This window comes from Nocardioides sp. LMS-CY, assembly GCF_018732145.1.
GTDB classification, from domain to species: Bacteria; Actinomycetota; Actinomycetes; order Propionibacteriales; family Nocardioidaceae; genus Nocardioides; species Nocardioides soli.
Genome location: NZ_CP076104.1, coordinates 2,565,734 through 2,586,369, shown reverse-complemented (window position 1 = coordinate 2,586,369; position 20,636 = coordinate 2,565,734). Strand labels below are relative to the sequence as shown.

Below are 20,636 nucleotides of genomic sequence, written 5' to 3'. Positions count from 1 at the left end.
CCTAGATGTGCGGCCTTCCGCGTCGGAACGCGACACGTGGGTGAGCCGCACTACACCGGCATGGACCGCCCTGCGCCCGCCCTACGCCGACAGCACGAGGCCGCTGGTCGGCACGCCGGTGCCGGCGGTGACGAGCACGTGCTGGACGTCGTCGACGGGGTTCACCGAGGTGCCGCGCACCTGGCGGACACCCTCGGCGATGCCGTTCATGCCGTGGATGTAGGCCTCACCCAACTGGCCGCCGTGGGTGTTGACGGGCAGCTTGCCGTCGATCTCGATCGCGCCGTCGGCGATGAACCCCGGCGCCTCGCCGCGCCCGCAGAAGCCGAGCTCCTCGAGCTGCATCAGCACGTACGGCGTGAAGTGGTCGTAGAGGATCGCCATCTGCATGTCGTCGGGGCCGAGGCCCGACTGCCGCCAGAGCTCGCGACCGACCACGCCCATCTCGGGGATGCCGATGTCGTCGCGGTAGTAGGACGTCATCACGAACTGGTCGACGCCGCTCCCCTGCGCGGCCGCCGAGATGTACGCCGGGCGCTGCGCCAGGTCGCGGGCCCGCTCTGCCGAGACGATGACGAGCGCGACCGCGCCGTCGCTCTCCTGGCAGCAGTCGAGCAGGTGCAGCGGGTCGACGATCATCCGGGAGGCCTGGTGGTCCTCGAGGGTGATCGGCTTGCCGTAGAAGAACGCCGCCGGGTTGGTGGCGGCGTGCCGCCGATCGGCGACCGCCACCCGGCCGAAGTCCTCGGAGGTCGCGCCGTACTCGTGCATATAGCGCCGGGCCTGCATCGCGACGGTGGCGGCCGGCGTACCGAGCCCCATCGGGTAGGTCCAGGCGTTGTCGAGGCCGTTGGTGTTCACCTGGGTCGCGGCCGCGACGGAGAACTGCCCGAAGCGCGAGCCCGAGCGCTCGTTGAAGCCGCGGTAGGCGACCACGCAGTCGGCCACGCCGGTGGCGACCGCCATCGCGGCCTGCTGCACGGTCGCGCAGGCACCGCCGCCGCCGAAGTTGATCCGGCTGAAGAAGCGCAGCTCCTGGCAGCCGAGCTCGCGGGCGACCGCGATCTCGGACGAGGTGTCCATCGTGAACGTCGTGAAGCCGTCGACGTCGGCGGGGGTCAGGCCGCAGTCGGCCAGGGCGTGCTGCACCGCCTCGACGGAGAGCTGGAGCTCGGAGCGGCCGGAGGCCTTCGAGAACTCGGTCGCGCCGATGCCGGCGATCGCGGCCTTGCGGTAGAGGCTGCTCACACCGCCACCTTGACGGTGCCGGTCACGTGGTCGCCGAGCGAGACGCGGCCCACCACGGAGATCGTGGCGATGCCGTCGTCGACCGACTCGACGGTGCCGCTGAAGGTCAGCGTGTCGTAGGGGTGGGCCGGCGCGCCGAGCCGGATGGCGATGCCCTTGAGCTCGGTGTCGGGGCCGGCCCAGTCGACGACGTACCGCTCCACGAGGCCGTTGCTGGTCAGGATGTTCATGAAGATGTCCTGCGAGCCCGCGGCCTGGGCGACGTCGCGGTCGTGGTGGACGTCCTGCCAGTCGCGGGTCGCGATCGCGGTGCTCACGATCGTGGTCGGCGTCAGGGGCAGGCTCCACTCCGGGAGCTGCTGCCCGGCGGTCAGGGTCGTCACTGCTTCCTCCAGATCGGCAGGGTGAGCTCGTCGTCGATGCGGTTGAAGTCCACCCGCAGTCGCATCCCGATCTCGATCTCGTCATCGGCCACGTCGACGACCTCGCCGACCATCCGGACGCCCTCGTCGAGGTCGATCAGCGCGATCACGATCGGCAGGTCCTTGCCGGGCACGGGCGGGTGCCGGTGCACGACGTAGGAGAAGACGGTGCCGGTGCCGGCGGCCACGACGTACCCCCGGTCGAGCGCGCCGCAGTCGGGGCAGGCGGGGCCGGGCGGGAAGCGCAGCGCCGCGCAGGCGTTGCACCGCTGGATGCGCAGCTCGCCGGCCGCCGTACCGGCCCAGAAGAACTGCGAGTCCTGCCCGATCATCGGGCGGATCACGGCGGTGGTCACGGGCGCTCCTTCGGGATGAACTTCAGGACCCGGAAGAGCATCGTGGCCACCTTCTCGCTGCGCCCGTCGGGATGGACGACGTACCACGTGTTGCGCGAGGTCACGAAGTAGCCCTCACCCATCGCGGTGCTCTTGGGACCGACGACCGAGTCGAGCGCGGTCGTCACCCGCAGCTGCTCGCCGACCCGCAGGTAGCGCTCGTAGGTCTGCTCGCAGTTGGTGCCGAGCACGGCGGTGTAGCCCTCGGCCGTGAGCAGCTCCATCATCCGGCTCAGCGGGTCGTCGTCGGGCCGCCGACGGCCGAGCCCGGGCATCGTCCACACCTGTGCCATCGACGGCGGCGCCTCGCCCTGCCGGAAGCGCTGGTTGTCGTAGCCCATCGCGTCGAGCCAGGCGCCGATGGTGGGCTGGTTGACGGGGTACGGCGCGCGCGACTCGGACGCCTCGCCGAGCGCCTTGATGCGCTCGGCCTCGGCCATGATCCTCTCGTGGGTCATCGCGGCACCCGGGGCAGTCCGAGCCCGAACATCGCGATCAGCTCGCGCTGCACCTCCTGCACCCCGCCGCCGAAGGTGAGCACGAGGTTCCGCTTGGCCTGTCCGTCGAGGTACGTCATCAGCTGGTCGGTCTCCTGGTCCGCGGGGTCGCCGTAACGATGCACGATGTCGACCAGGTCGGCCGCGAGGTGCTGCACCTGGTCGGCGGCGAAGACCTTCGACGACGAGGCGTCGCCGACCGAGATCTCCCCCTCGGCCGCGGCCCACGCGACCTCCCAGTTGAGCAGCTCGTTGACCCGGAAGACCGTGGTGACCTGGCCCAGCACGCGGCGTACGTCGGGGCGGTCGACCACCCCCGCCTTCGTGGCCCATGCGGCGACCCGGTCGCGCAGGCCCTCCAGCCGGCCTGCGGGGCCGAGCATCACGCGCTCGTGGTTGAGCTGGGTGGTGATCAGCTTCCAGCCCTGGTTCTCCTCGCCGACCAGCATGTCCACGGGCACCCGGACGTCGTTGTAGTACGTCGCGTTGACGTGGTGCGCCCGGTCGGCGGTGATGATCGGCGTGAAGGAGTAGCCGGGGTCGGTGGTGTCGACGATCAGGATCGAGATGCCCTTGTGCTTGGGCGCGTCCGGATCGGTGCGGCAGGCCAGCCAGACGTAGTCGGCCTGGTGGCCGCCGGTGGTCCAGAGCTTCTGGCCGTTCACGACGTAGTGGTCGCCGTCGCGGCGCGCGGTGGTGCGCAGCGAGGCCAGGTCGGTGCCGGCGTCCGGCTCGCTGTAGCCGATGGCGAAGTGCACGTCGCCGGCGAGGATCCGCTTCAGGAACAGGTCCTTCTGGTGCTCGGTGCCGTAGCGGATCAGCGTCGGGCCCACCGTCTGCAGCGTGACGGCCGGCAGGTGCACGTCGGCGCGCTGGGCCTCGTTGGCGAAGATCGTCTGCTCGATCTCGCCCAGCCCGCGCCCGCCGTACTCGCGCGGCCACCCGACGCCCATCCAGCCGTCGGCACCCATCCGGCGCACCACGCGCTGGTAGGTCTCGCCGTGCCGGTCGAGCGCCATGTCGCGGTGCTCGTTGTCGTCGGCGAGGCCCCTGAAGTAGTCGCGCAGCTCGGCCTTGAGCGCCCGCTGCTCGGCGGTGAGCTCGAGGTTCTTGGCCGTCGGGTCCTCGATGCGCACGTCGCCGGCCTGCGCCCCGAGCGCGTGGGCGATGTCGGTGACCCACGAGAAGTAGCGATGCATCGGGTAGGTGATGTCCACGCCCATGCCGCCGTGCAGGTGGTGGCAGGTGCGCATCGCCTGCGGCGCCTCGCTGCAGGTCCAGTGCGCCGCGACCGCGAGGTCGTCGGCGGCGTCGAGGCCGGCGCCGATCCGCCAGGCGGCGTTGTCGGCGGCGAGGTCGAGGGTGCGCGAGGCGATGTAGACGTCGGCGATCTGCATCGCCACGGCCTGGAACTCCGCCAGCGCCCGCCCGAACTGGGTCCGGCCCTTGATGTACTCCGCGGTCAGGTCGCGGGCGCCCGCGACCACGCCGGACGCGGTGAGACAGAGGCCGGCGATCGCGAGCTCGCGCAGCAGACGGGCCGCGTGCTCGCCGGGCAGCAGCTGCGCGGGGGCGCCGTCGAGCACCACGGTGTGCTGGGTGCTGCCGAACGACGAGTGCGACTCGAGCAGCCGGACGCCGGGGCCGTGCGGGTCGACGAGCGCGACCACCGCTCGATCGCCGTCGGACGCCGAGACCAGCAGGCGGGTCGCGCGGTCGGCGTACGTGACTCCGATCTTGCGACCGCTCACCGCGCCGTCGGCGTACGTCGTGGCCGGCCGGTCGGGGATGCCGGCGCCGACCTCGCGGAGCGCCGGCGTGAGGACGGTGTCGCCGGTGGTCACGCCCTGCAGCAGCCCCTGCTGCTCCGGGGCGCCCGCCGCCGCGATCGTCAGGACGCCGCAGCACAGCGTCTCCCAGACCGGCAGCTGGACGGCGCGGTGTCCGGTCTCGCGGAGCAGCACCGCCACCTCGGCGAGTCCGAGGCCCTCACCGCCCTGCGCCTCGGGCACGGGCAGTGCCAGCAGTCCGGCCCCGGCCAGCGCGGCCCAGGTCTCGTGGGCGTCCTCGCCGGCCCGGTCGAGGGCGTCCCGCGCGACCGATCGGACCGCCTCGATCGCCTCCAGCTCTTGCGTCACGTGCATCTCCTGCCACCGTCTCGGCTACCTACCGACGCGGAAACTGTAACTTGTTCTACCCTAGCCGGACGCGGTCGTCGAGGGCGAGGATGCCCCGGCGCGGTGAGCGGGAGGTTCTACATTTGGCCGCCATGGGGTTCCTTCGTCGCCAGGTCGTCACCGCAGCCCTCACCGCCAACGCGCTGCGTCCCCTGCCCGGGCCGCGCGCCGCGATCCCGGCCTTCGCCGCCGGCTGGCTGACCAGCGAGCTCGCACCGCACCTGATGGCGGTGACCGCGGTCGACACCGCCGCGCACGTCGTACGCCGGGGACGGCGTCTCGGGCTGCTGCTCGCCGGCCTCAACCTCGCCGGCCAGGCGGTGCTCGTCGACCAGGCGCGGCGGGCGCGCACGAACGTCGAGGACGCGCTCGTCGAGGGCCTTGGCGTCGACTACGTCGAGCAGCTCGACGCGAAGCCGACCCCGGCCGAGCTCGCGACGCCGTGGCGCGCACTGGTGAACCCGTTCCGGATGCGCAACGCCGGTGTCGTCGTCGACAGGGACGTCGCCTACGCTCCCGAGCACGGCAGGCGCGGACTGCTCGACGTCTACCGTCCCGCAGCGGGCACCGACGGGCGCGCGCCGGTGCTGCTCCAAGTGCACGGCGGCGCCTGGACCATCGGCACGAAGGACCAGCAGGGCATCCCGCTGATGCAGCACCTGGCCGCCAAGGGCTGGGTCTGCGTCGCGATCAACTACCGGCTCGCGCCGCGCGACCCCTTCCCCGCCCAGATCGTCGACGTGAAGCGTGCGATCGCGTGGATCCGCGAGCACATCGCGGAGTACGGCGGCGACCCCGCCTACCTCGCGATCACCGGCGGTTCGGCCGGTGGTCACCTCGCGGCGCTCGCCGCGGTCACCGCCGACGACCCCGGCTACCAGCCCGGATTCGAGGGCGCCGACACCAGCGTCGCCGTCGCGGTCCCGCACTACGGCGTCTACGACTTCGCCGGCTCCACCGGCCTGCGCAGCGCGGAGCGGATGCGCGACGAGTTCCTGGCGCCGCGGGTGGTCCGTCGTACCTGGGCCGAGGCCCCCGACGTCTTCGAGGCCGGCACTCCTCTGCTCCGCGTCGGCACGGACGCCCCCGACTTCTTCGTGATCCACGGTGCCCACGACTCGCTGGTCTCGGTCGACCAGGCGCGGCTGTTCGTGCAGCGGCTGCGCGAGACCTCCGGCGCCACGGTCGTGTACGCCGAGCTCCCCGGCACCCAGCACGCCTTCGACGTGTTCCCCTCGATTCGGTCCGCCCACGTCGTACGCGCGATCGACCGGTACCTGCACTGGCACTGGAACCGCTGGCGTCGCGAGCGCGCCCTCGCCTCCTGACCATGCCCCGCGTTCCCTTGCGCCGACCCCTGCGCCATCCACAGCCGCGGTCGCGGCCGTTTCGCATCGTCGCCGGTCGGGGAATGATCGGCGACGTGAGCCGTACTCGGGCGGTCCTCGTCGCCCTCCTCCTGTCGACGGTCGGGCTGGCCGGGTGTACCGACGACGACCCCGAGCCCGCCCCACCACTGCCGACCACCGAGGCGCCGACGTCGCCGAGTGCGACGGCGGCTGCCCCTGATGATCCGGAGGAGACCGTTCGGGCGTGGGTGGAGGCACGGAACGCCGCTCTCCAGGACGGAGACATGGCGGCAGTGCGCTCGCTAACGTCGCCGACCTGTCGGTCCTGTGCCGGGATCCTCGACCCAATCGAGACGGTCTACAAGAACGGCGGCCACTTCGAAACGGCGGGTTGGACAGTCCAGGCAGCAAATCTCAAGTCACAGACGGACAAGAGCGCGACGGTGTCGACCGGACTCGAGTTCGCTGAAGGACGCACGGTGCCAGAAGCAGGTGCGAAACCGGTGACTTACGAAGCCGAGAAGCACATCGTCGTCTTCAAGCTCCGGCTGACCAACGATGGCTGGCAAGTCAGGTTCATTGGGTTCGTCTCATGATCTGCCGATCTCTCCTCGCCACCGCCTGCGTCGTCCTGACAGTCCCCGTCGCAGCTGCGCCGGCGCACGCTGAGTGTCGCTACGTCCAGGAGGAGACGATGATCGACGGCGCGGTGCAGATCAGGACCGTGATGCACTGCTCAGGCTCCGAGGAGCCAGTCGCGGATCCAGCGGCCGTGCCACCTCGGGATTCCGACTGGGACGCAGTCTGCGTCCGAACCGCGCTTGATCTCGATCTCGACCCGCGCGAGTTCTGTGACATCCCCACCGACGCAGCTCAGCCCGAGGTGACGCCTGGGCTCGTGCTACGCGCATTTCAACGCATCCCGTTGCCCGAGGCGCAACTGATGATCCAGCCACCCAGGGGCCGGACCTTGGTGAACTTCGAGACGAACTTCTACACCGAACAGGGCGAGTTCACCCGCACCGTGCCGTTGCTGGGGCGTCAGGTCGAGCTGCGGATCTGGCCGGCGAGCTTCCGGTGGCGCTTCGGCGACGGCGACGTGCGCGAGACCTCGTCCCCGGGATCGGCGTACCCGGACCTGGAGATCACGCACTCCTACCGTCGGAGGGGCCGGGTCGCGCCGAGCGTGGACACGACATACGCCGCGGAGTTCCGCGTCGACGGCGGCCCGTGGCGGGAGGTCGCCGGCACCGTGACGATCCCCGGCAGCCCGCAGTCGCTGCGCGTCGTCACCGCTCGACCGGTCCTGGTCGGCGGCTGATCGCGGCGCCGCCTGAGCCTCGAAACCCCACTTCCGGCGGCCGGGGTCACGGTGGAGGAAGGCGCGCTGGCGCCCGTCTGTAGGAGAAGTCCGCCTTGGACTTCCCCTACACCGCGTCCGGGCGCAGCCCGCTGCACCTCGAAGACCACCGCCCTGGGTTGAGGGCGGTGGGCGTCCTCCCGGCGGCGCCAGTGTTCGTCCTCCACCAGTGGGGTCAAGGGTTCCCTGCGGCGGCTTCGCCGCCCTTGACCCCACTGTCTCCGGACGTTCTGGGCGCCTATCGGGAGGACGCCGATCTGCGGTCGGGACGCGGTGACACACGGTGGTTGAGGTGCGAGGAGCGCCAGCGACGAGCCTCGAAACCACCCCTCCACAAGACATCGGATCCGGGTGTGAAAAAGCGCCCCGGATCGTGACCTGTTCGTGACCCAGAACCCTGTGGAATAAGGGGATCCAGGGCTTCTAGTGTCGGTGGCGGGTGCTTCAGTAGGAGTCATGACAGCACAGGCCACGCCGCGACACCGGGTGTCGACGACGACCGCGCAGATGCGCGACCTCGCCGACGCCGTGTCCGATGCGTCGGTGTGGTCCATGGACCCCGCGGAGGCCGGCGCGACGCTGGTCGAGCTGACCCGGCTGGCGGCCCAGGTCAGCGAGCTGCAGGCCCGGGTGGCCGCGCACGCCGACACCATGCATGTGGGTCAGGACGTGGGTGCGTCGTCGGCGGCGAACTGGCTGGCCCACCAGACGAAGACCACGCGGGCGGCGGCGTACGGCGCGGTGCGGCTCGGCCACGACCTCGAACAGCACCCCATGACGCGGGAGGCGCTGGCGGCCGGGGAGATCGACGTCGAGCGGGCGTGGGTCGTCATCCGGTGGGTCGACCGACTCCCCACCGACCTCGGGGCGGAGACCCGGGAGAAGGCCGAGGCGCACCTGCTCGCGGAGGCGCGGCACCACGACGCGAAGGCGCTCGGTCGGCTGGGCCGGCGGCTGTGGGAGGTCATCGGCCCCGAGGAGGCCGACGCCCACGAAGCCCAGATCCTGCAACAACAGGAGGCCGCCGCGCTGCGGGCCTGCTCGCTCACGATGGCCGACGACGGCGACGGCACCACCCACGGCCGGTTCACCCTGCCGACCTACCACGCCGCCGCCCTCAAGAAGATCCTCATGGCCCTGGCCGCACCCAAGCACCTCGCCGCCACCCAAGGCCCCGGCATCGAACGCCGACCCGGACCCGAGGCACTCGGCCGGGCGCTGTGCGAACTGATCGAGCGCTACCCCACCGACCGACTCCCCACCACCGGCGGCGTCAACGCCACCGTGCTGGTGGTCATCGACGAAGACACCCTCACCGGCCGGCTGGAGAAAGCCGGCGTCCTCGACACCGGCGACCGCATCAGCCCCGGCATGGCCCGCCGGCTCGCCTGCGAAGCAGGAATCATCCCCGCCGTCCTCGGCAGCGCCTCGGTCCCGCTCGATCTGGGCCGGCGAAGCCGCCACCACACCGAGCACCAACGGATCGCCCTGTTCCTCCGCGACCGCGGCTGCCGCGCCGAAGGCTGCGACCGCACCACCGGACTCCACGCCCACCACCAACAGCACTGGACCGACGGCGGCCACACCAACCTCACCGACAGCGCCTCCCTCTGCCCCTGGCACCACACCCTCATCCACGACCCCACCTACCAGACCACGTACCTGCCCACCGGGAAGATCAGGTTCCACCGACGCACGTGACGGCCCCGTCACCGCCCGGGTGCGCGCGGCGCCTACTCCGCTCGCGAGGGCGCCGGGCAAGGAGCCGCACCTAGCCGCGGGTGTGGGTTCATCAAGGGATGCAGGCCGACCCGCGCTGACCCGGGCGAGCTCAGCCAGGGAGGCGCGACCTCGCCTTCATCCCTTGGTGAAACAGCGCCCGGCGGGACCACCGGAGAGCGACCAACGCCGCAGCCCACAATCGGCAGACCGAGCCTCCACACCACCGGCGATGTAACGCAACGGGCACCGACCGCGCTCTGCATGAGTGACCGATGAAACGAGTTCGGGAGGAACCCATGCGCCATATCGCGCTCAGCGCGGCTGCCATCACGGCACTCTCACTGTCCGTCGTACCGATCAGCGCGGCCACCGCCGCCGACCCGTTGATGTGCCAGGGGCAGGAGGTCACGATCGCGGCCACGGCCAATGACCAGGTCGTCGAGGGCACCGCCGGTGCCGACGTGATCTCGACCGCCGGGTTCGACCGGGTGACGATCAACGGCCTCGGCGGCGACGACGTCATCTGCCTGGGCGACAGCCAGAGCCCCGTCGTCAACGCCGGCGACGGCAACGACAAGATCCACGCCGAGACCAGCGCCACGCCGAAGATCGACGGCGGCGCGGGCGACGACGTCATCGAGGACCGGACCGCCGGCAGCGACCCGCTGCTCGGCGGCGAGCTCACCGGCGGCGACGGCAACGACACGATCAGCGTCACCTCCCGCACGACGGTCGCGCGGGGCGGCGCCGGCAACGACAAGATCACCGTCGCCGCGGACGTGGCCACCGATCCGGCGGCCGAGAACGGCGCGTACCCGACCGTCCTGCCCGGCGCGGGCGACGACACCGTGGACGGCGGTGGCACCGCGCTGCTGAGCTACGCGGACGCCACCGGGCCGGTGACGGTCGACCTCACCGCGGGCACGGCGACCGGCAACGGCACCGACACCCTGACCAACGTGGTCAACGTCGTGGGCTCGCCGGCCGCGGACACGATCGTCGGCACCGACACGGCCAACTACATCGAGGCGGGCACCGGCGACACGGTCGACGCCAAGGGCGGCGACGACGTGATCAAGGCCGACGGCGCGAAGAGCGTGCTCGGCGGCGCCGGCAACGACACCATCACCGCCACCTCCTCGACGGTCGACGCCGGTGACGGCGACGACACCGTGACGGCGACCTCATCGACGGTCAAGGGTGGCAACGGCAACGACACCATCACCGCCACCTCCTCGACGGTCGACGCCGGGGCCGGGGACGACGTGCTCCACCTGACGTCGTCCAAGGCCAAGGGCGGCACGGGCAACGACAAGATCACCGCCATCAAGTCGACCGTCAACGCCGGCTCGGGCAACGACGACATCGTGCAGAACGGCGGGACGGTCAAGGGCGGCTGGGGCGCCGACACGATCGAGGTCGTCAACTACGGCACCGCGCGCGGCGGACCGGGCAAGGACGTGCTCCGCACCAGCCAGGACCCCGCGCCCGAGAAGGCGGGCCAGGGCATCCGGCTCTTCGGTGACGCGGGCCGGGACCGCATCGTCGTGTGGACCACTGCCAAGAAGAAGAACGGCGACCGGATCAACGGTGGCCCGGGCCGAGACACGATCGACCTGCGCACCCTCGACGGCGGCACCGTCGTCGACCTCGAGGCCGGCCGGGTCGTGCTCCGGCCGACGTCGCAGAGCCCGCGCTGGACGCGCGTGCCCGCACGTGACTTCGAGGCGGTCCAGGGCTCGCCGTTCAACGACCGGCTCTACGGCAGCAGCCGCGCCGACCACCTGCGCGGCAACGGCGGCCGCGACGTGCTGTACGGCCGTGGCGGCGCCGACACGCTGCACGGTGGCAAGGGCCGCGACGTCGCCTACGGCGGCGCCGGCAACGACACCTGCATCGCGGTGGAGGTCCGGCACTCCTGCTGAGTGCACCCCCGGACCGCGTGCGCCCCGATGTGGGGGACGACCGGGCGGTGGCGCGTCGCGCCACCGCCCGGTTCGCACGTCGTAGGGTCCTGACATGGACCTGGAGTTCTCCGGCGACGTGTGGTTCTGGCGCGGACCCGCGCCCCATCACTTCGTCTGGGTGCCCGAGGACGACGCCGCCCAGCTCGACGACGTCGCGGCGGCGGTCACCTACGGCTGGGGCATGATCCCGGTGACCGTCCGGCTCGGCGGCTCAACCTGGACGACGTCGCTCTGGCCCAAGGACGGCGGCTACATCGTGCCGCTCAAGGCCGCCGTACGCCGCCAGGAGGGCGTCGCCATCGGCGACCGCGTCGCCATCGGGCTGGTCATCGACGTGTGACCCGCTTGCGGATCATCGGGGTACGCCACACCACGCGTTCGGTCCGGTCGCGGCCCACGACGACGGCACCCAGGTCGGCGCCCACCTCCGTCGGTGCGCCCGCGCCGGTGACCGTGTAGCCCTCGGTCTCGACGTCGGCACCCGCCAGCCGACTGGCGCGGTCCGGAAGCCGGCGCTGGTCTAGCGCGGCAGCCCCAGGATCCGTTCGCCCGCGACGTTGCGCAGGATCTGCGTCGTGCCGCCGGCGATCGACAGGCAGCGGGTGTTGAGCAGCTCCCAGACGTCGGCCCGCACCTCGTCGGAGTCGTCGACCAGCACGGCGTCGCCGTGCAGGGAGACGACGAGCTCGGCGCCGTCCTGCCGGTTGCGGACGCCGAGCAGCTTGGCGACGCTCGACTCCGCGCCGGGGCCCTGTCCGGCGAGCGAGCGCAGCGTGGCTCGCACCCCCAGCAGCGAGCAGACGGTTGCGAGCGCGACCGAGTGCCCGACCGCGACCCGCTGGGCGGCGGTGACGCCGGTCGCCGCCAGCTCGATCGCGCGCTCGGTGCTCTTCGAGAGCCGGGCGCTCGCCATCGCCACCCGCTCGTTGGCGAGCGTGGTGCGGGCCAGTCGCCAGCCGTCGTCCACGGCACCGACCACCATCGAGTCGGGCACGAACACGTCGTCGAGGAACACCTCGTTGAACAGGGCCTCCCCCGTGATCTCCCGCAGCGGCCGGACGTCGACGCCCTCGCTGTTGCGCATGTCGACGAGGAAGTAGGTGATGCCCTTGTGCTTGGGGGCGTCGGGGTTCGTGCGCGCCAGGCAGATGCCCCAGTCGGCGCGCTCGGCCACGGAGTTCCAGACCTTCTGCCCCGACAGCCGCCAGCCGCCCTCGACCCTCGTCGCCCGGGTGCGCAGCGACGCCAGGTCCGACCCGGCCCCCGGCTCGGAGAAGAGCTGGCACCAGGTCAGCTCGCCGAGCAGCGATGGGCGCACGAACCGTTCGCGCTGCTCCTCGGTGCCGTGCTCCAGGATCGTCGGCACCGCCCACCCGGCGATCACGATGTCCGGCCGGGTCAGCCCGGCGGCGGCGAGCTCCTGGTCGATGACGATCTGGGTGACCGCGTCGGCGCCCAGGCCGTACGGCGCGGGCCAGTGGGGTGTCAGGAAGCCGGTCTCGACCAGCGCCGCGCGCCGTTCGCTCTCGGGCCGCTCCGCGATCTGCGCGACCGTCGCGCGGATGTCCGCGCGGACCGGCTCGTCGCGACCGTCGAGGTCGAGCCGCACCCGGCGGCGTACGCCGTCGACGGCCGCCGCGGTCAGCCGCTCGGCGGCCGCGTCGCCATCCCCCACTAGGGCGCGCAGGGTCAGCGCGCGGCGCAGGTAGAGGTGCGCGTCGTGCTCGAAGGTGAAGCCGATCCCGCCGAGCACCTGGATGCACGACTTGGCGACCTCGACCGCCCCGTCGAACGCGATCACGGCGGCCACCTCAGCGGCGAACGCCCACTGCTCGTCGTCTCCGGACGCGACCGCCGCGACGTCCCATGCCGCCGCGGTCACCGCCTCCGCGGTCTCGAGCATCTCGGCGCAGAGGTGCTTGATCGCCTGGAAGGACCCGATCTTCTGGCCGAACTGCTCGCGCACCTGCGCGTACTCCACCGCCGTCGCCAGGCACCAGCGCGCGATGCCCGCGGCCTCGGCCGCGGCGAGCGTGACGGCCGTCCGGCGTACCCGCTCGGTCGTGACATCGACCGCGGCGCCCGCGGCGGCGTCGAGGACGCGCAGCCGCCCGAAGCGCCGGGTCAGGTCGAGGCCGGTCTCCGGCGCGATCTCCACGGCCGAGCGCGGCAGCAGCCGCCAGCCGCCGACGTCGGCGAGCACGTGGGTCGCCGAGGGTGCGTCCCAGACCAGGTCGCCGAGCGCAAGACCGACCACGGAGTTCTCGGGCAGCTCGCCCAGCACGGCGGCGGCGACGCTCGGGCCGAGCAGCGGCCCGGGCACCAGCTCGTGGGCGCACGCCTCCAGCGCCACCGCGACGTCGAGCGGCGAGCCCCCGCCCCCGCCGACGTCCTCGGGCAGCCCGATGGTCGCCACGCCCATCTCCTGGAGCGCCGCCCACGCCGGCGCGAAGGTCGCCTCGGCATCGCCCTCGGCTGCGCGCGCGAGGTCGCGGCCCCGCAGGTCGGCCGCCCACTTGCGCAGGCTGGACGCGAGCTCGACGTGCTCGTCGGAGATCCCGATCGACATGTGCTCCTGTGCTCCTCCGCGCAGTGGGTTTCGAGACAGGCGCTAGCGCGCCTTCCTCAACCACCGAGGTCCGGTGATCGAGGAGGTTGCGCTGGCAACCGCCCCGCAGCTCCGTGGTTTCGAGACAGGCGCTAGCGCGCCTTCCTCAACCACCGAGGTCCGGTGATCGAGGAGGTTGCGCTGGCAACCGCCCCGCAGCTCCGTGGTTTCGAGACAGGCGCTAGCGCGCCTTCCTCAACCACCGACATCCGGTGACCAAGGAGATTGCACTGGCAACCGCCCCGGTTCCGGTGATTGAGGAGGTTGCGCTAGCAACCGTCTCGAAATCTAGAACGTGTTCCAATCCTACTAGAGTCGGCGCCGTGAGCACCGACTGGATCGACCACGCCCTCGGCGCGAAGGGCTTCATGCCCGAGGACGAGGGGCTGCTGCTGCACCGGTACGCCCGGGAGCGGCTCCCCCACGGGCCGGCGCTCGAGGTGGGCACGTACTGCGGCAAGTCGGCGATCTATCTCGGGGCGGCGGCACGCGAGATCGGTGGGACGGTCTTCACGGTCGACCATCACCGCGGGTCGGAGGAGAACCAGGCCGGCTGGGAGCACCACGACGCGACGCTGGTCGACGACGAGTTCGGGCTGATGGACACGCTGCCGGTCTTCCGCAGGACGATCGCCCGCGCCGGCCTGGAGGACCAGGTCGTGGCGGTGATCGGCCGGAGCACGACCGTCAGCGCGCACTGGCGCACGCCCCTGTCGCTGCTGTTCATCGACGGCGGGCATGCCGAGGTGCACGCGCAGAACGACTACTCCGGCTGGGCGCCCTGGATCATGCGGGACGGACTGCTGGTCATCCACGACGTGTTCCCCGACCCCGCGGACGGCGGGCAGCCACCGTACCACGTCTACCTGCGCGCGCTCGAGAGCGGCGCCTTCGCCGACGTGGAGACGCTCGGCTCGATGCGGGTGCTACGACGTGTGTCGGGGGACGCTGGAGACCGCGTCGGCTGAGGGGCAGCCGCACTCGAGCGCCAGCTCGGCGAAGTGCGCCAGCGAGGTGCCCCGCATGATCCCCGAGCCGGGCGTGCTGTGCCCGCTGGACTCGCCGAGCGCGTCGACCGCGAGGATCATCGCCGCCGCGGTGTACGTCGTGTGCTCGACCGGCCAGTGCACGTTGCGCGGCTCCCCCGCCGCGGCCTCGGCGGCGGCGTCGCCGTAGACCCAGCCGGTCCAGTAGCGGCCGTCGTCCTCGCGCAGGTGCTGCATGTCGCACAGCAGGGTCAGGGCGCGGCGGTGGTCGCCGAGGAGGTCCAGCGCCATCGCGAGCTCGCAGGTCTCCGCGCCGGTCACCCACGGGTTGGTGTCGACGCAGCGGATCCCGAGGCCGGGCACGACGAAGTCGTCCCAGCGGCTGTCGAGCAGCTCGAAGGCGGCCCGGCCGCGGACCGCGCCGCCGAGCACCGGGTAGTACCAGTCCATGGAGTAGGTCGACTTGTCCTCGAACAGGTCGCGGTGCGCGCGCACGGCGTGGCCGAGCCGGCCGCCGGCCAGCTCCCACTCGGGCTGGGGGTCGTCGAGCAGGTCGGCGAGGGCGACCCCGGCGCGCAGCGAGTGGTAGATGCTCGAGTTGCCGGTGAGCAGGCAGAAGTCCTCGGTCGGCGTCCAGTTGATGCCGCCCCACGCGACCTGCTGCGAGACCACCCAGTCGAGCGCGGCCCGCACGATCGGCCAGTAGCGGCGCACGAACCCGCTGTCGCGGCGTACCAGCCAGTGGTGCCAGACGCCGACCGCGAGGTACGCCGTCATGTTCACGTCGCCGCGCTCGTCCTCGGGCACGCCGTTCACGATCTTCATCGGGAACGACCCGTCCGGGCGCTGGAGCGCCGGCATCCAGGCGTAAGCGCGCTCCGCGGCCTCGACCTCGCCCCCGACGAGCATCGCCATCGCGGCCTCGACGTGGTTCCACATGTCGACGTGCTCGCCGACGGTCCACGGCACCGCGCCCCAGGGCTCCTGCATCGCCACGATCGACGCCGCGGTTGCCGCGACCTGCTCGGCCGAGACGACACCCTCGACGTACGGGAGCCTGGCGAGGGGCCCGCTCATGCGGGCTCCGGCTTGCGGAAGTACAGCACCATGCTCTTGCCGATGAGCGGGTCGAGCACCTTGCCGGCCACCCGGAGGGTCCTGGGCTGCTTCATGATCTCCCAGACCAGCAGCTTGTGGTACGCCTTCGCGAGCGGGTGGTCGTCGTTCTCGACGCCGACTGCGCACTTGATCCACCAGTACGGCGCGTGCAGGCCGTGGGCGTAGTCCTTGCCCTCGAAGATCATCGCGTCGCCGGGTGTGCCGTCGTTGAAGCGCCCGGCCTTGGTGACCTTGTCGATCAGCTCGTGGTCGGTGTAGATCCGGATGTGGCCGCCCTGGGCGTTGTGGTAGTCGTCCGAGAGCTTCCAGTTGATGACCTCGGGCAGCCAGCGCGGCACCGAGATGGCCAAGGTGCCGCCGGGGCGCAGGACCCGCACCAGCTCCTTGATCGCGTCGACGTCGGCGTGGATGTGCTCGAGCACCTCGGCGGCGATGATCCGGTCGAACTCGCCGTCGGCGAAGGGCAGCTCGAGGGCGTCGCCCTGCTTGATGTCGGCGCTCGCTCCCTCCGGGACCTCGCCCTGCTCCTTCATCGCCCCGAAGATGTCCAGCACGCCGGCCAGCTCGTCGGCGTCCATGTCGAAGGCGACCACGTCGGCCCCGCGCCGGTACATCTCGAAGGCATGGCGCCCACCGCCGGCGCCCATGTCGAGCACCCGCTCGCCCGGGCGCAGCCCGAGCCGGTCGAAGTCAACGGTGAGCACTGGTGTCCTTCCGGTAGTCCTCGATCACGTCCTCGTACGCCGCGGCGACCTGCTGGGCGACCGCGCGCCAGCTGAACATCTCCTCGACGCGGCGGCGGCCGGCGGCGCCGTACCGCTCCCGGCGCTCGGGGTCGTCGAGCAGCGCGCCGATGGCCTTCTCGAGCTCGCCCACGTCGCCCGGGGTGACCAGGTCGGCACAGACCCCGTCGGGGCCGACCACCTCGGGGATCGCGCCCGCGTCGGAGACCACCAGCGGGGTGCCGCACGCCATCAGCTCCGCGGTCGGCAGCGAGAAGCCCTCGTAGAGCGACGGCACGCAGGCCACCTCGGCCGAGCCCATCAGCTCGACGAGCTCGGCGTCGCTGACGCCGTGGACGAAGCGCACCGAGTCGCCGATCGAGAGCTTCTCGATCAGGCGCTCGGTGCGGCCGCCCGCCTTGGGCTTGGTGACCAGGAACAGCTCGACGTCGCGCTCGGTGCGCAGCTTCGCGAACGCCTCCAGCAGCGTGGCGATCCCCTTCATCGGCGCGTCGGCGCTGGCCATCGCCATCAGCCGGCCGGGCACGCGGGGCTTGGTCGGCGGCACGAAGACGTCGTCGACGCCGAGCAGGATCACCTGCATCCGGGCCGGGTCGACGCCGAAGTCGCGGGCGATGTCGCGCCGCGACGTCTCCGACGGGGTCAGGATCCTGCGGGCCCGCCGGGCCACCCGGGACTGCATCTTCACGAAGCCGTACCAGCGGGTGAGCGTGAGCTTGCGCCAGGGGTTGCGGGTCGCCCGGATGTCGATGCGCCGGTCGTAGCTGATCGGGTGGTGCAGCGTGGTGATCAGCGGCAGTCCGAGCTTCTCGATCTCGAGCATGCCGTAGCCGAGCACCTGGTTGTCGTGGACGATGTCGAAGTCGTCGACCCGGTCCTTCAGGGCGCGTACGGCGCGGAGGCTGAACGTCTTCGGCTCGGGGAAGCCGGCCGCACACATGGTGAGGAACTCCTCGACGTCGATCCGGTCGCGGAACTCCTGGCGCTTCGGCACCCGGAACGGGTCGGGCTCGCGGTAGAGGTCGAGGCTCGGCAGCTTCGTCAGCGTCACACCGGGGTCGAGCTCGGGGTAGGGCTGGCCGGAGAAGACCTCGACGGTGTGGCCGAGGTTGGTCAGCTCGCGGCTGAGGTGCCGGATGTAGATGCCCTGGCCACCGCAGTGCGGCTTGCTCCGATAGGACAGCAATGCGACTCGCATCCGCACCCTCTCTCCCTGGGACTCCGTGGGTCTTCCGTGGGTATTCCGTGGGCTCCGCGTGGGCCGGATGCGATGACACCGGGCCAACCAAAGTGGAACGTGTTCCTATTTTAGACCATGGATTGTTAGCCTAGTCGCGACATCACGGAGTCGGTCCCGGCGGGACGCTGCCGGAGAACGACCGGGAGCGTCACTAGACTCGGTGGATCACGTAGTTCCGTCACCGACGAGTGGTGGCGACCAAGACAACACCTACGGGGGTCCCGTGTGAGCACCGCCAACTCGCTGGCTGTGGAAGATCTCGGCTCGGCCGCGCAGCGTGACCGGCGCAAGCGCATCCTCGACGCCACGATCCAGCTCGCGTCCCAGGGCGGCTTCGACGCCGTCCAGATGCGCGCGGTCGCCGAACGGGCCGACGTGGCCCTGGGCACGCTCTACCGCTACTTCCCCTCCAAGATCCACCTGCTGGTCTCGGCCCTGCAGCGCGAGTTCGAGCGCACCGAGACCGCGATGCGCGAGCGGCCGGTCGAGGGCGACACCGCCGCCGAGCGGGTGATCACCGCGCTCAAGCGCACCACCCGCGGCATGCAGAGCGACCCGCAGCTCACCGAGGCGCTGACCCGCGCGTTCATGTTCGCCGACGCCTCGGTGGCCGCCGAGATCCACCAGGTCGGCATGCTGCTGACCTCGATGCTGACCCGGGCGATGTACCCCGAGGGCCACGACGAGCTCACCGAGGAGGACGTCGCGATCGCGAGGGTGATCGGCGACGTGTGGCTCTCCGCGCTCGTCGGCTGGGTCACCGGCCGCACGTCGGCCGCCGAGACCGGTCAGCAGATCGAGGTCGCGGTCAGGCTGCTGCTGCGCGACTGACCTCCCCGACCCCAGGGCCTCGTGGGCTCAGGGCGAAGGTGACGCCGAGGCCGATCCGGAGGGCGACGGCGACGCGGAGGGTGACGGCGACGGCGTCGTGCCCGGGGTCACCGCGAGCCTGGTCTGCGCGAACGCGTGGGTCGGCGTGGCCGGCAGGCGTACGACGTACCTGGTCAGTCGCGCCGGCGTCGGCACGTCGAATCGGGCGGTGCCGGCCGCGTCGAGCACGCCGCGCGCCTGCTGCACGAGCAGTCCGTCGCGGCGGACCAGGAGCACGACGGAGTCGCCGGCGCGGCCACCGGTCGCGCTGACGCTCAGGCTGGTGACGGCGCCCTGGGTCTGGGCGGAGGCGACCAGCGTCGGCTGCAGGACGAGGCGCCAGGCCGGGCTGGCCACGCCGCCCGCGCGTAGTCGCACCGACGTCGACTGCTGCAGCGGGCCGGTGGCCATCGAGACCGACCCGTCGGCCGCGGTGCGCGCGACCGAGATCCGGTGCCAGCCGCTGCTCCCACGCGCCTGGAGCACCACCGAGATGCCGGCCACGGGGGTGCCGTCGGCGGCCCGCACCTGACCGGCGACCACCGCCGTGCCGCCGGGGGCGACCCGCTGGCCAGCGCCCGCGGAGACGATGCTGACCGAGGCGGGCGGTGCGACGGGCGGGACCGTCGGCGTGGGCTGACTGGGCTGGGCGGTCGGGGTCGTCGTCGGGCTCGGCGACGTCGTCGGCGCCCCGGTCGGGCTGGTGGGGACCGGGTCGGTCGGGTCGGTCGTGGGCGACGCCGGATCCGTCGCCGTGGGCGACGCCGAGTCGGTCGGGGTCGCGGACCCGCTGGGGTCGGTCGACGGCGACGCGCTGTCGGTCGCGGTCGTGGGCGACGCCGACTCGGACGACGACGGCGACGGCCCGGTCGACGGATCGGCGGAGGCCGACGTCGTGGGCGACGCCGGCGACGGTGCCGCCGAGGCGTCCGGCGGGGTCGGCTCCGGCGTGGTGCGGGCCTCCTGGGCGGTCGCCTGACGCTGCGAGTCGGACGGCGGGACGCCGATCGGCGCCAGCACCGAGTGGAAGGCCCGCTGCACGGGGTCCGGCAGGCTGCTGGAGTACGCCGCGGCGACCCCCGCACTGGCCACCGCGAAGACGATGGCCAACGTCGAGCCGGCGCCGAGGCGGCGGATCGCGGCCCGACGCGCCCCACCCGGCGCCGGCGTCGGCGCCGCGTCGGTGGCCCGGGCGGCGCGGAACATCGCGACGTACCGCTCCTCCTCGGACAGCTCGGACGGTGTACCGGGGGCGCGGAGCGCACGCTCCAGCGACGCCTCGTCGTGCTCGTCGCCGTTCATGACTCCTCGCCTCCTTCCGGTCGGGGCCCGGCGGTCCGGGACAGTGTCTTCAGCGCTCGGTGGACGCCCACGCGTACGGCGCCCGGTCTCTTGTCCAGCAGGCTCGCGACATGGGCGACGTCGAGTCCGGCCACCACCCGGAGCATCACCATCTCGGCCTGCGCGGGTGGCAGCGTGGCGACCAGGCGGAGCGCGGCGGCCGTGGCCTGGTTCTCCGCGGCGTCGGCCTCGGCGCTGGGGGCCGTCGCCTCCCGGGCTGCGGCCTCGGCCGGGTCGGCCACCGGCACCACGCTCAGGCCCCGGGAACGGGCCCGGCCCTGGTCGATGGCCCGGTGCCGGGCGATCGTGAACAGCCAGGCGCGGAAGTCGGCCAGTCCGCCCTCGAACGCCGCCAGCCCCTTGACCACGTGCATCCAGGTCTCCGCGGCGAGGTCCTCGGCGCCCTCGTCGCCGCGCACCCGCAGGTAGCGGAGCAGCCGCGGATGCAGGTCGCGCCACAGGGTCGCGAACCCGGCCTCGTCCCCCGCTCGGGCCGCGACCAGCGCGAGCTCCAGCTCGGTCATCGGCTCGTCGTGGTCACGGAAGTCGTCGAGCTCGACCACCGGCGCGCGCACGTCGGCCCGGGACGGTG

19 protein-coding genes are annotated in these 20,636 nt (G+C 72.1%); 8 read left to right on the top strand and 11 right to left on the bottom strand.

Annotation, left to right across the window (positions count from 1 at the left end; genetic code table 11):
* Positions 1-81 precede the first annotated feature (81 nt).
* Genes KM427_RS12460 through KM427_RS12440 form a run of 5 tightly spaced genes read right to left on the bottom strand, consistent with a single transcriptional unit; the run spans position 82 to position 4,700 of the window.
* The gene (locus KM427_RS12460) at positions 82-1,248 is read right to left on the bottom strand and encodes a lipid-transfer protein (protein ID WP_183594961.1); all 1,167 of its coding nucleotides are present in this window, start codon (positions 1,246-1,248) and stop codon (positions 82-84) included.
* Positions 1,245-1,631 carry a MaoC family dehydratase gene (locus tag KM427_RS12455; protein WP_286674386.1) on the bottom strand — a complete coding sequence of 129 codons (387 nt, stop codon included), beginning with the start codon at positions 1,629-1,631 and terminating at the stop codon, positions 1,245-1,247. The genes KM427_RS12460 and KM427_RS12455 overlap by 4 nt, the downstream gene beginning before the upstream one ends.
* The gene (locus KM427_RS12450; protein WP_215527380.1) at positions 1,628-2,026 is read right to left on the bottom strand and encodes a Zn-ribbon domain-containing OB-fold protein; all 399 of its coding nucleotides are present in this window, start codon (positions 2,024-2,026) and stop codon (positions 1,628-1,630) included. Before KM427_RS12450 ends, KM427_RS12455 begins: the two co-directional genes overlap by 4 nt.
* Positions 2,023-2,523, bottom strand: a complete 501-nt coding sequence (locus tag KM427_RS12445) for an FAS1-like dehydratase domain-containing protein (protein WP_215527379.1) — start codon at positions 2,521-2,523, stop codon at positions 2,023-2,025. The genes KM427_RS12450 and KM427_RS12445 overlap by 4 nt, the downstream gene beginning before the upstream one ends.
* A complete protein-coding gene (locus KM427_RS12440) occupies positions 2,520-4,700 on the bottom strand; it encodes an acyl-CoA dehydrogenase family protein (protein WP_252275330.1) in 2,181 nt (726 codons plus the stop codon). The genes KM427_RS12445 and KM427_RS12440 overlap by 4 nt, the downstream gene beginning before the upstream one ends.
* A 131-nt stretch (positions 4,701-4,831) precedes the next feature.
* Here KM427_RS12440 and KM427_RS12435 point away from each other — a divergent pair, with 131 nt between their 5' ends.
* From KM427_RS12435 to KM427_RS12410, 6 genes are all read left to right on the top strand, one after another.
* On the top strand, positions 4,832-6,067 hold the full coding sequence (locus KM427_RS12435) for an alpha/beta hydrolase (protein ID WP_215527377.1): 1,236 nt from the start codon (positions 4,832-4,834) through the stop codon (positions 6,065-6,067).
* 83 nt (positions 6,068-6,150) lie between these two features.
* Positions 6,151-6,684 (top strand): DUF6318 family protein, encoded by a 534-nt coding sequence (locus KM427_RS12430; RefSeq protein WP_215527376.1) that lies wholly within the window; start codon positions 6,151-6,153, stop codon positions 6,682-6,684.
* 347 nt (positions 6,685-7,031) lie between these two features.
* Positions 7,032-7,409, top strand: a complete 378-nt coding sequence (locus tag KM427_RS12425) for a hypothetical protein (RefSeq protein ID WP_215527375.1) — start codon at positions 7,032-7,034, stop codon at positions 7,407-7,409.
* Positions 7,410-7,904: 495 nt separating this feature from the next.
* Complete coding sequence (locus KM427_RS12420; protein ID WP_215527374.1) at positions 7,905-9,149, top strand: HNH endonuclease signature motif containing protein; 1,245 nt, start codon at positions 7,905-7,907, stop codon at positions 9,147-9,149.
* Positions 9,150-9,466: 317 nt separating this feature from the next.
* Positions 9,467-11,095: a calcium-binding protein gene (locus tag KM427_RS12415; RefSeq protein WP_215527373.1), complete on the top strand. Its 1,629-nt coding sequence runs from the start codon at positions 9,467-9,469 to the stop codon at positions 11,093-11,095.
* Between the two features lie 94 nt (positions 11,096-11,189).
* Positions 11,190-11,477 (top strand): DUF1905 domain-containing protein, encoded by a 288-nt coding sequence (locus KM427_RS12410; protein ID WP_215527372.1) that lies wholly within the window; start codon positions 11,190-11,192, stop codon positions 11,475-11,477.
* 180 nt (positions 11,478-11,657) lie between these two features.
* Here KM427_RS12410 and KM427_RS12405 read toward each other — a convergent pair whose 3' ends face one another.
* A complete protein-coding gene (locus tag KM427_RS12405; protein ID WP_215527371.1) occupies positions 11,658-13,706 on the bottom strand; it encodes an acyl-CoA dehydrogenase family protein in 2,049 nt (682 codons plus the stop codon).
* Between the two features lie 362 nt (positions 13,707-14,068).
* Between KM427_RS12405 and KM427_RS12400 the strand changes: the two genes are divergently transcribed.
* Complete coding sequence (locus tag KM427_RS12400) at positions 14,069-14,713, top strand: class I SAM-dependent methyltransferase (protein WP_252275328.1); 645 nt, start codon at positions 14,069-14,071, stop codon at positions 14,711-14,713.
* Here KM427_RS12400 and KM427_RS12395 read toward each other — a convergent pair.
* The 3 genes from KM427_RS12395 to KM427_RS12385 are packed head-to-tail and all read right to left on the bottom strand — an operon-like array spanning position 14,672 to position 17,791.
* Positions 14,672-15,808 carry a glycoside hydrolase family 15 protein gene (locus KM427_RS12395; protein ID WP_215527370.1) on the bottom strand — a complete coding sequence of 379 codons (1,137 nt, stop codon included), beginning with the start codon at positions 15,806-15,808 and terminating at the stop codon, positions 14,672-14,674. The genes KM427_RS12400 and KM427_RS12395 overlap by 42 nt on opposite strands.
* On the bottom strand, positions 15,805-16,554 hold the full coding sequence (locus KM427_RS12390) for a class I SAM-dependent methyltransferase (RefSeq protein WP_215527369.1): 750 nt from the start codon (positions 16,552-16,554) through the stop codon (positions 15,805-15,807). The genes KM427_RS12395 and KM427_RS12390 overlap by 4 nt, the downstream gene beginning before the upstream one ends.
* Positions 16,541-17,791 carry a glycosyltransferase family 4 protein gene (locus tag KM427_RS12385; RefSeq protein ID WP_215527368.1) on the bottom strand — a complete coding sequence of 417 codons (1,251 nt, stop codon included), beginning with the start codon at positions 17,789-17,791 and terminating at the stop codon, positions 16,541-16,543. The genes KM427_RS12390 and KM427_RS12385 overlap by 14 nt, the downstream gene beginning before the upstream one ends.
* A 267-nt stretch (positions 17,792-18,058) precedes the next feature.
* Here KM427_RS12385 and KM427_RS12380 point away from each other — a divergent pair, with 267 nt between their 5' ends.
* Positions 18,059-18,664, top strand: coding sequence for a TetR family transcriptional regulator (locus tag KM427_RS12380; RefSeq protein WP_215527367.1), 606 nt, complete (start codon positions 18,059-18,061; stop codon positions 18,662-18,664).
* 27 nt (positions 18,665-18,691) lie between these two features.
* On the opposite strand, the gene KM427_RS12375 is transcribed toward KM427_RS12380, so the two are convergent.
* On the bottom strand, positions 18,692-20,005 hold the full coding sequence (locus KM427_RS12375; protein WP_215527366.1) for a peptidase associated/transthyretin-like domain-containing protein: 1,314 nt from the start codon (positions 20,003-20,005) through the stop codon (positions 18,692-18,694).
* Entirely contained in the window at positions 20,002-20,619 is a 618-nt protein-coding gene (locus KM427_RS12370) for an RNA polymerase sigma factor (protein WP_215527365.1), read from the bottom strand. Before KM427_RS12370 ends, KM427_RS12375 begins: the two co-directional genes overlap by 4 nt.
* Between the last annotated feature and the right edge of the window lie 17 nt (positions 20,620-20,636).

Excerpts from the sequence above, each read along its gene's own strand:
- KM427_RS12420 (WP_215527374.1), top strand. The coding sequence starts at position 7,905 with ATGACAGCACAGGCCACGCCGCGACACCGGGTGTCGACGACGACCGCG.
- KM427_RS12385 (WP_215527368.1), bottom strand. The coding sequence starts at position 17,791 with ATGCGAGTCGCATTGCTGTCCTATCGGAGCAAGCCGCACTGCGGTGGC.
- KM427_RS12415 (WP_215527373.1), top strand. The coding sequence starts at position 9,467 with ATGCGCCATATCGCGCTCAGCGCGGCTGCCATCACGGCACTCTCACTG.
- KM427_RS12395 (WP_215527370.1), bottom strand. The coding sequence starts at position 15,808 with ATGAGCGGGCCCCTCGCCAGGCTCCCGTACGTCGAGGGTGTCGTCTCG.
- KM427_RS12375 (WP_215527366.1), bottom strand. The coding sequence starts at position 20,005 with ATGAACGGCGACGAGCACGACGAGGCGTCGCTGGAGCGTGCGCTCCGC.
- KM427_RS12435 (WP_215527377.1), top strand. The coding sequence starts at position 4,832 with ATGGGGTTCCTTCGTCGCCAGGTCGTCACCGCAGCCCTCACCGCCAAC.
- KM427_RS12445 (WP_215527379.1), bottom strand. The coding sequence starts at position 2,523 with ATGACCCACGAGAGGATCATGGCCGAGGCCGAGCGCATCAAGGCGCTC.
- KM427_RS12410 (WP_215527372.1), top strand. The coding sequence starts at position 11,190 with ATGGACCTGGAGTTCTCCGGCGACGTGTGGTTCTGGCGCGGACCCGCG.
- KM427_RS12425 (WP_215527375.1), top strand. The coding sequence starts at position 7,032 with ATGATCCAGCCACCCAGGGGCCGGACCTTGGTGAACTTCGAGACGAAC.
- KM427_RS12405 (WP_215527371.1), bottom strand. The coding sequence starts at position 13,706 with ATGTCGATCGGGATCTCCGACGAGCACGTCGAGCTCGCGTCCAGCCTG.
- KM427_RS12430 (WP_215527376.1), top strand. The coding sequence starts at position 6,151 with ATGATCGGCGACGTGAGCCGTACTCGGGCGGTCCTCGTCGCCCTCCTC.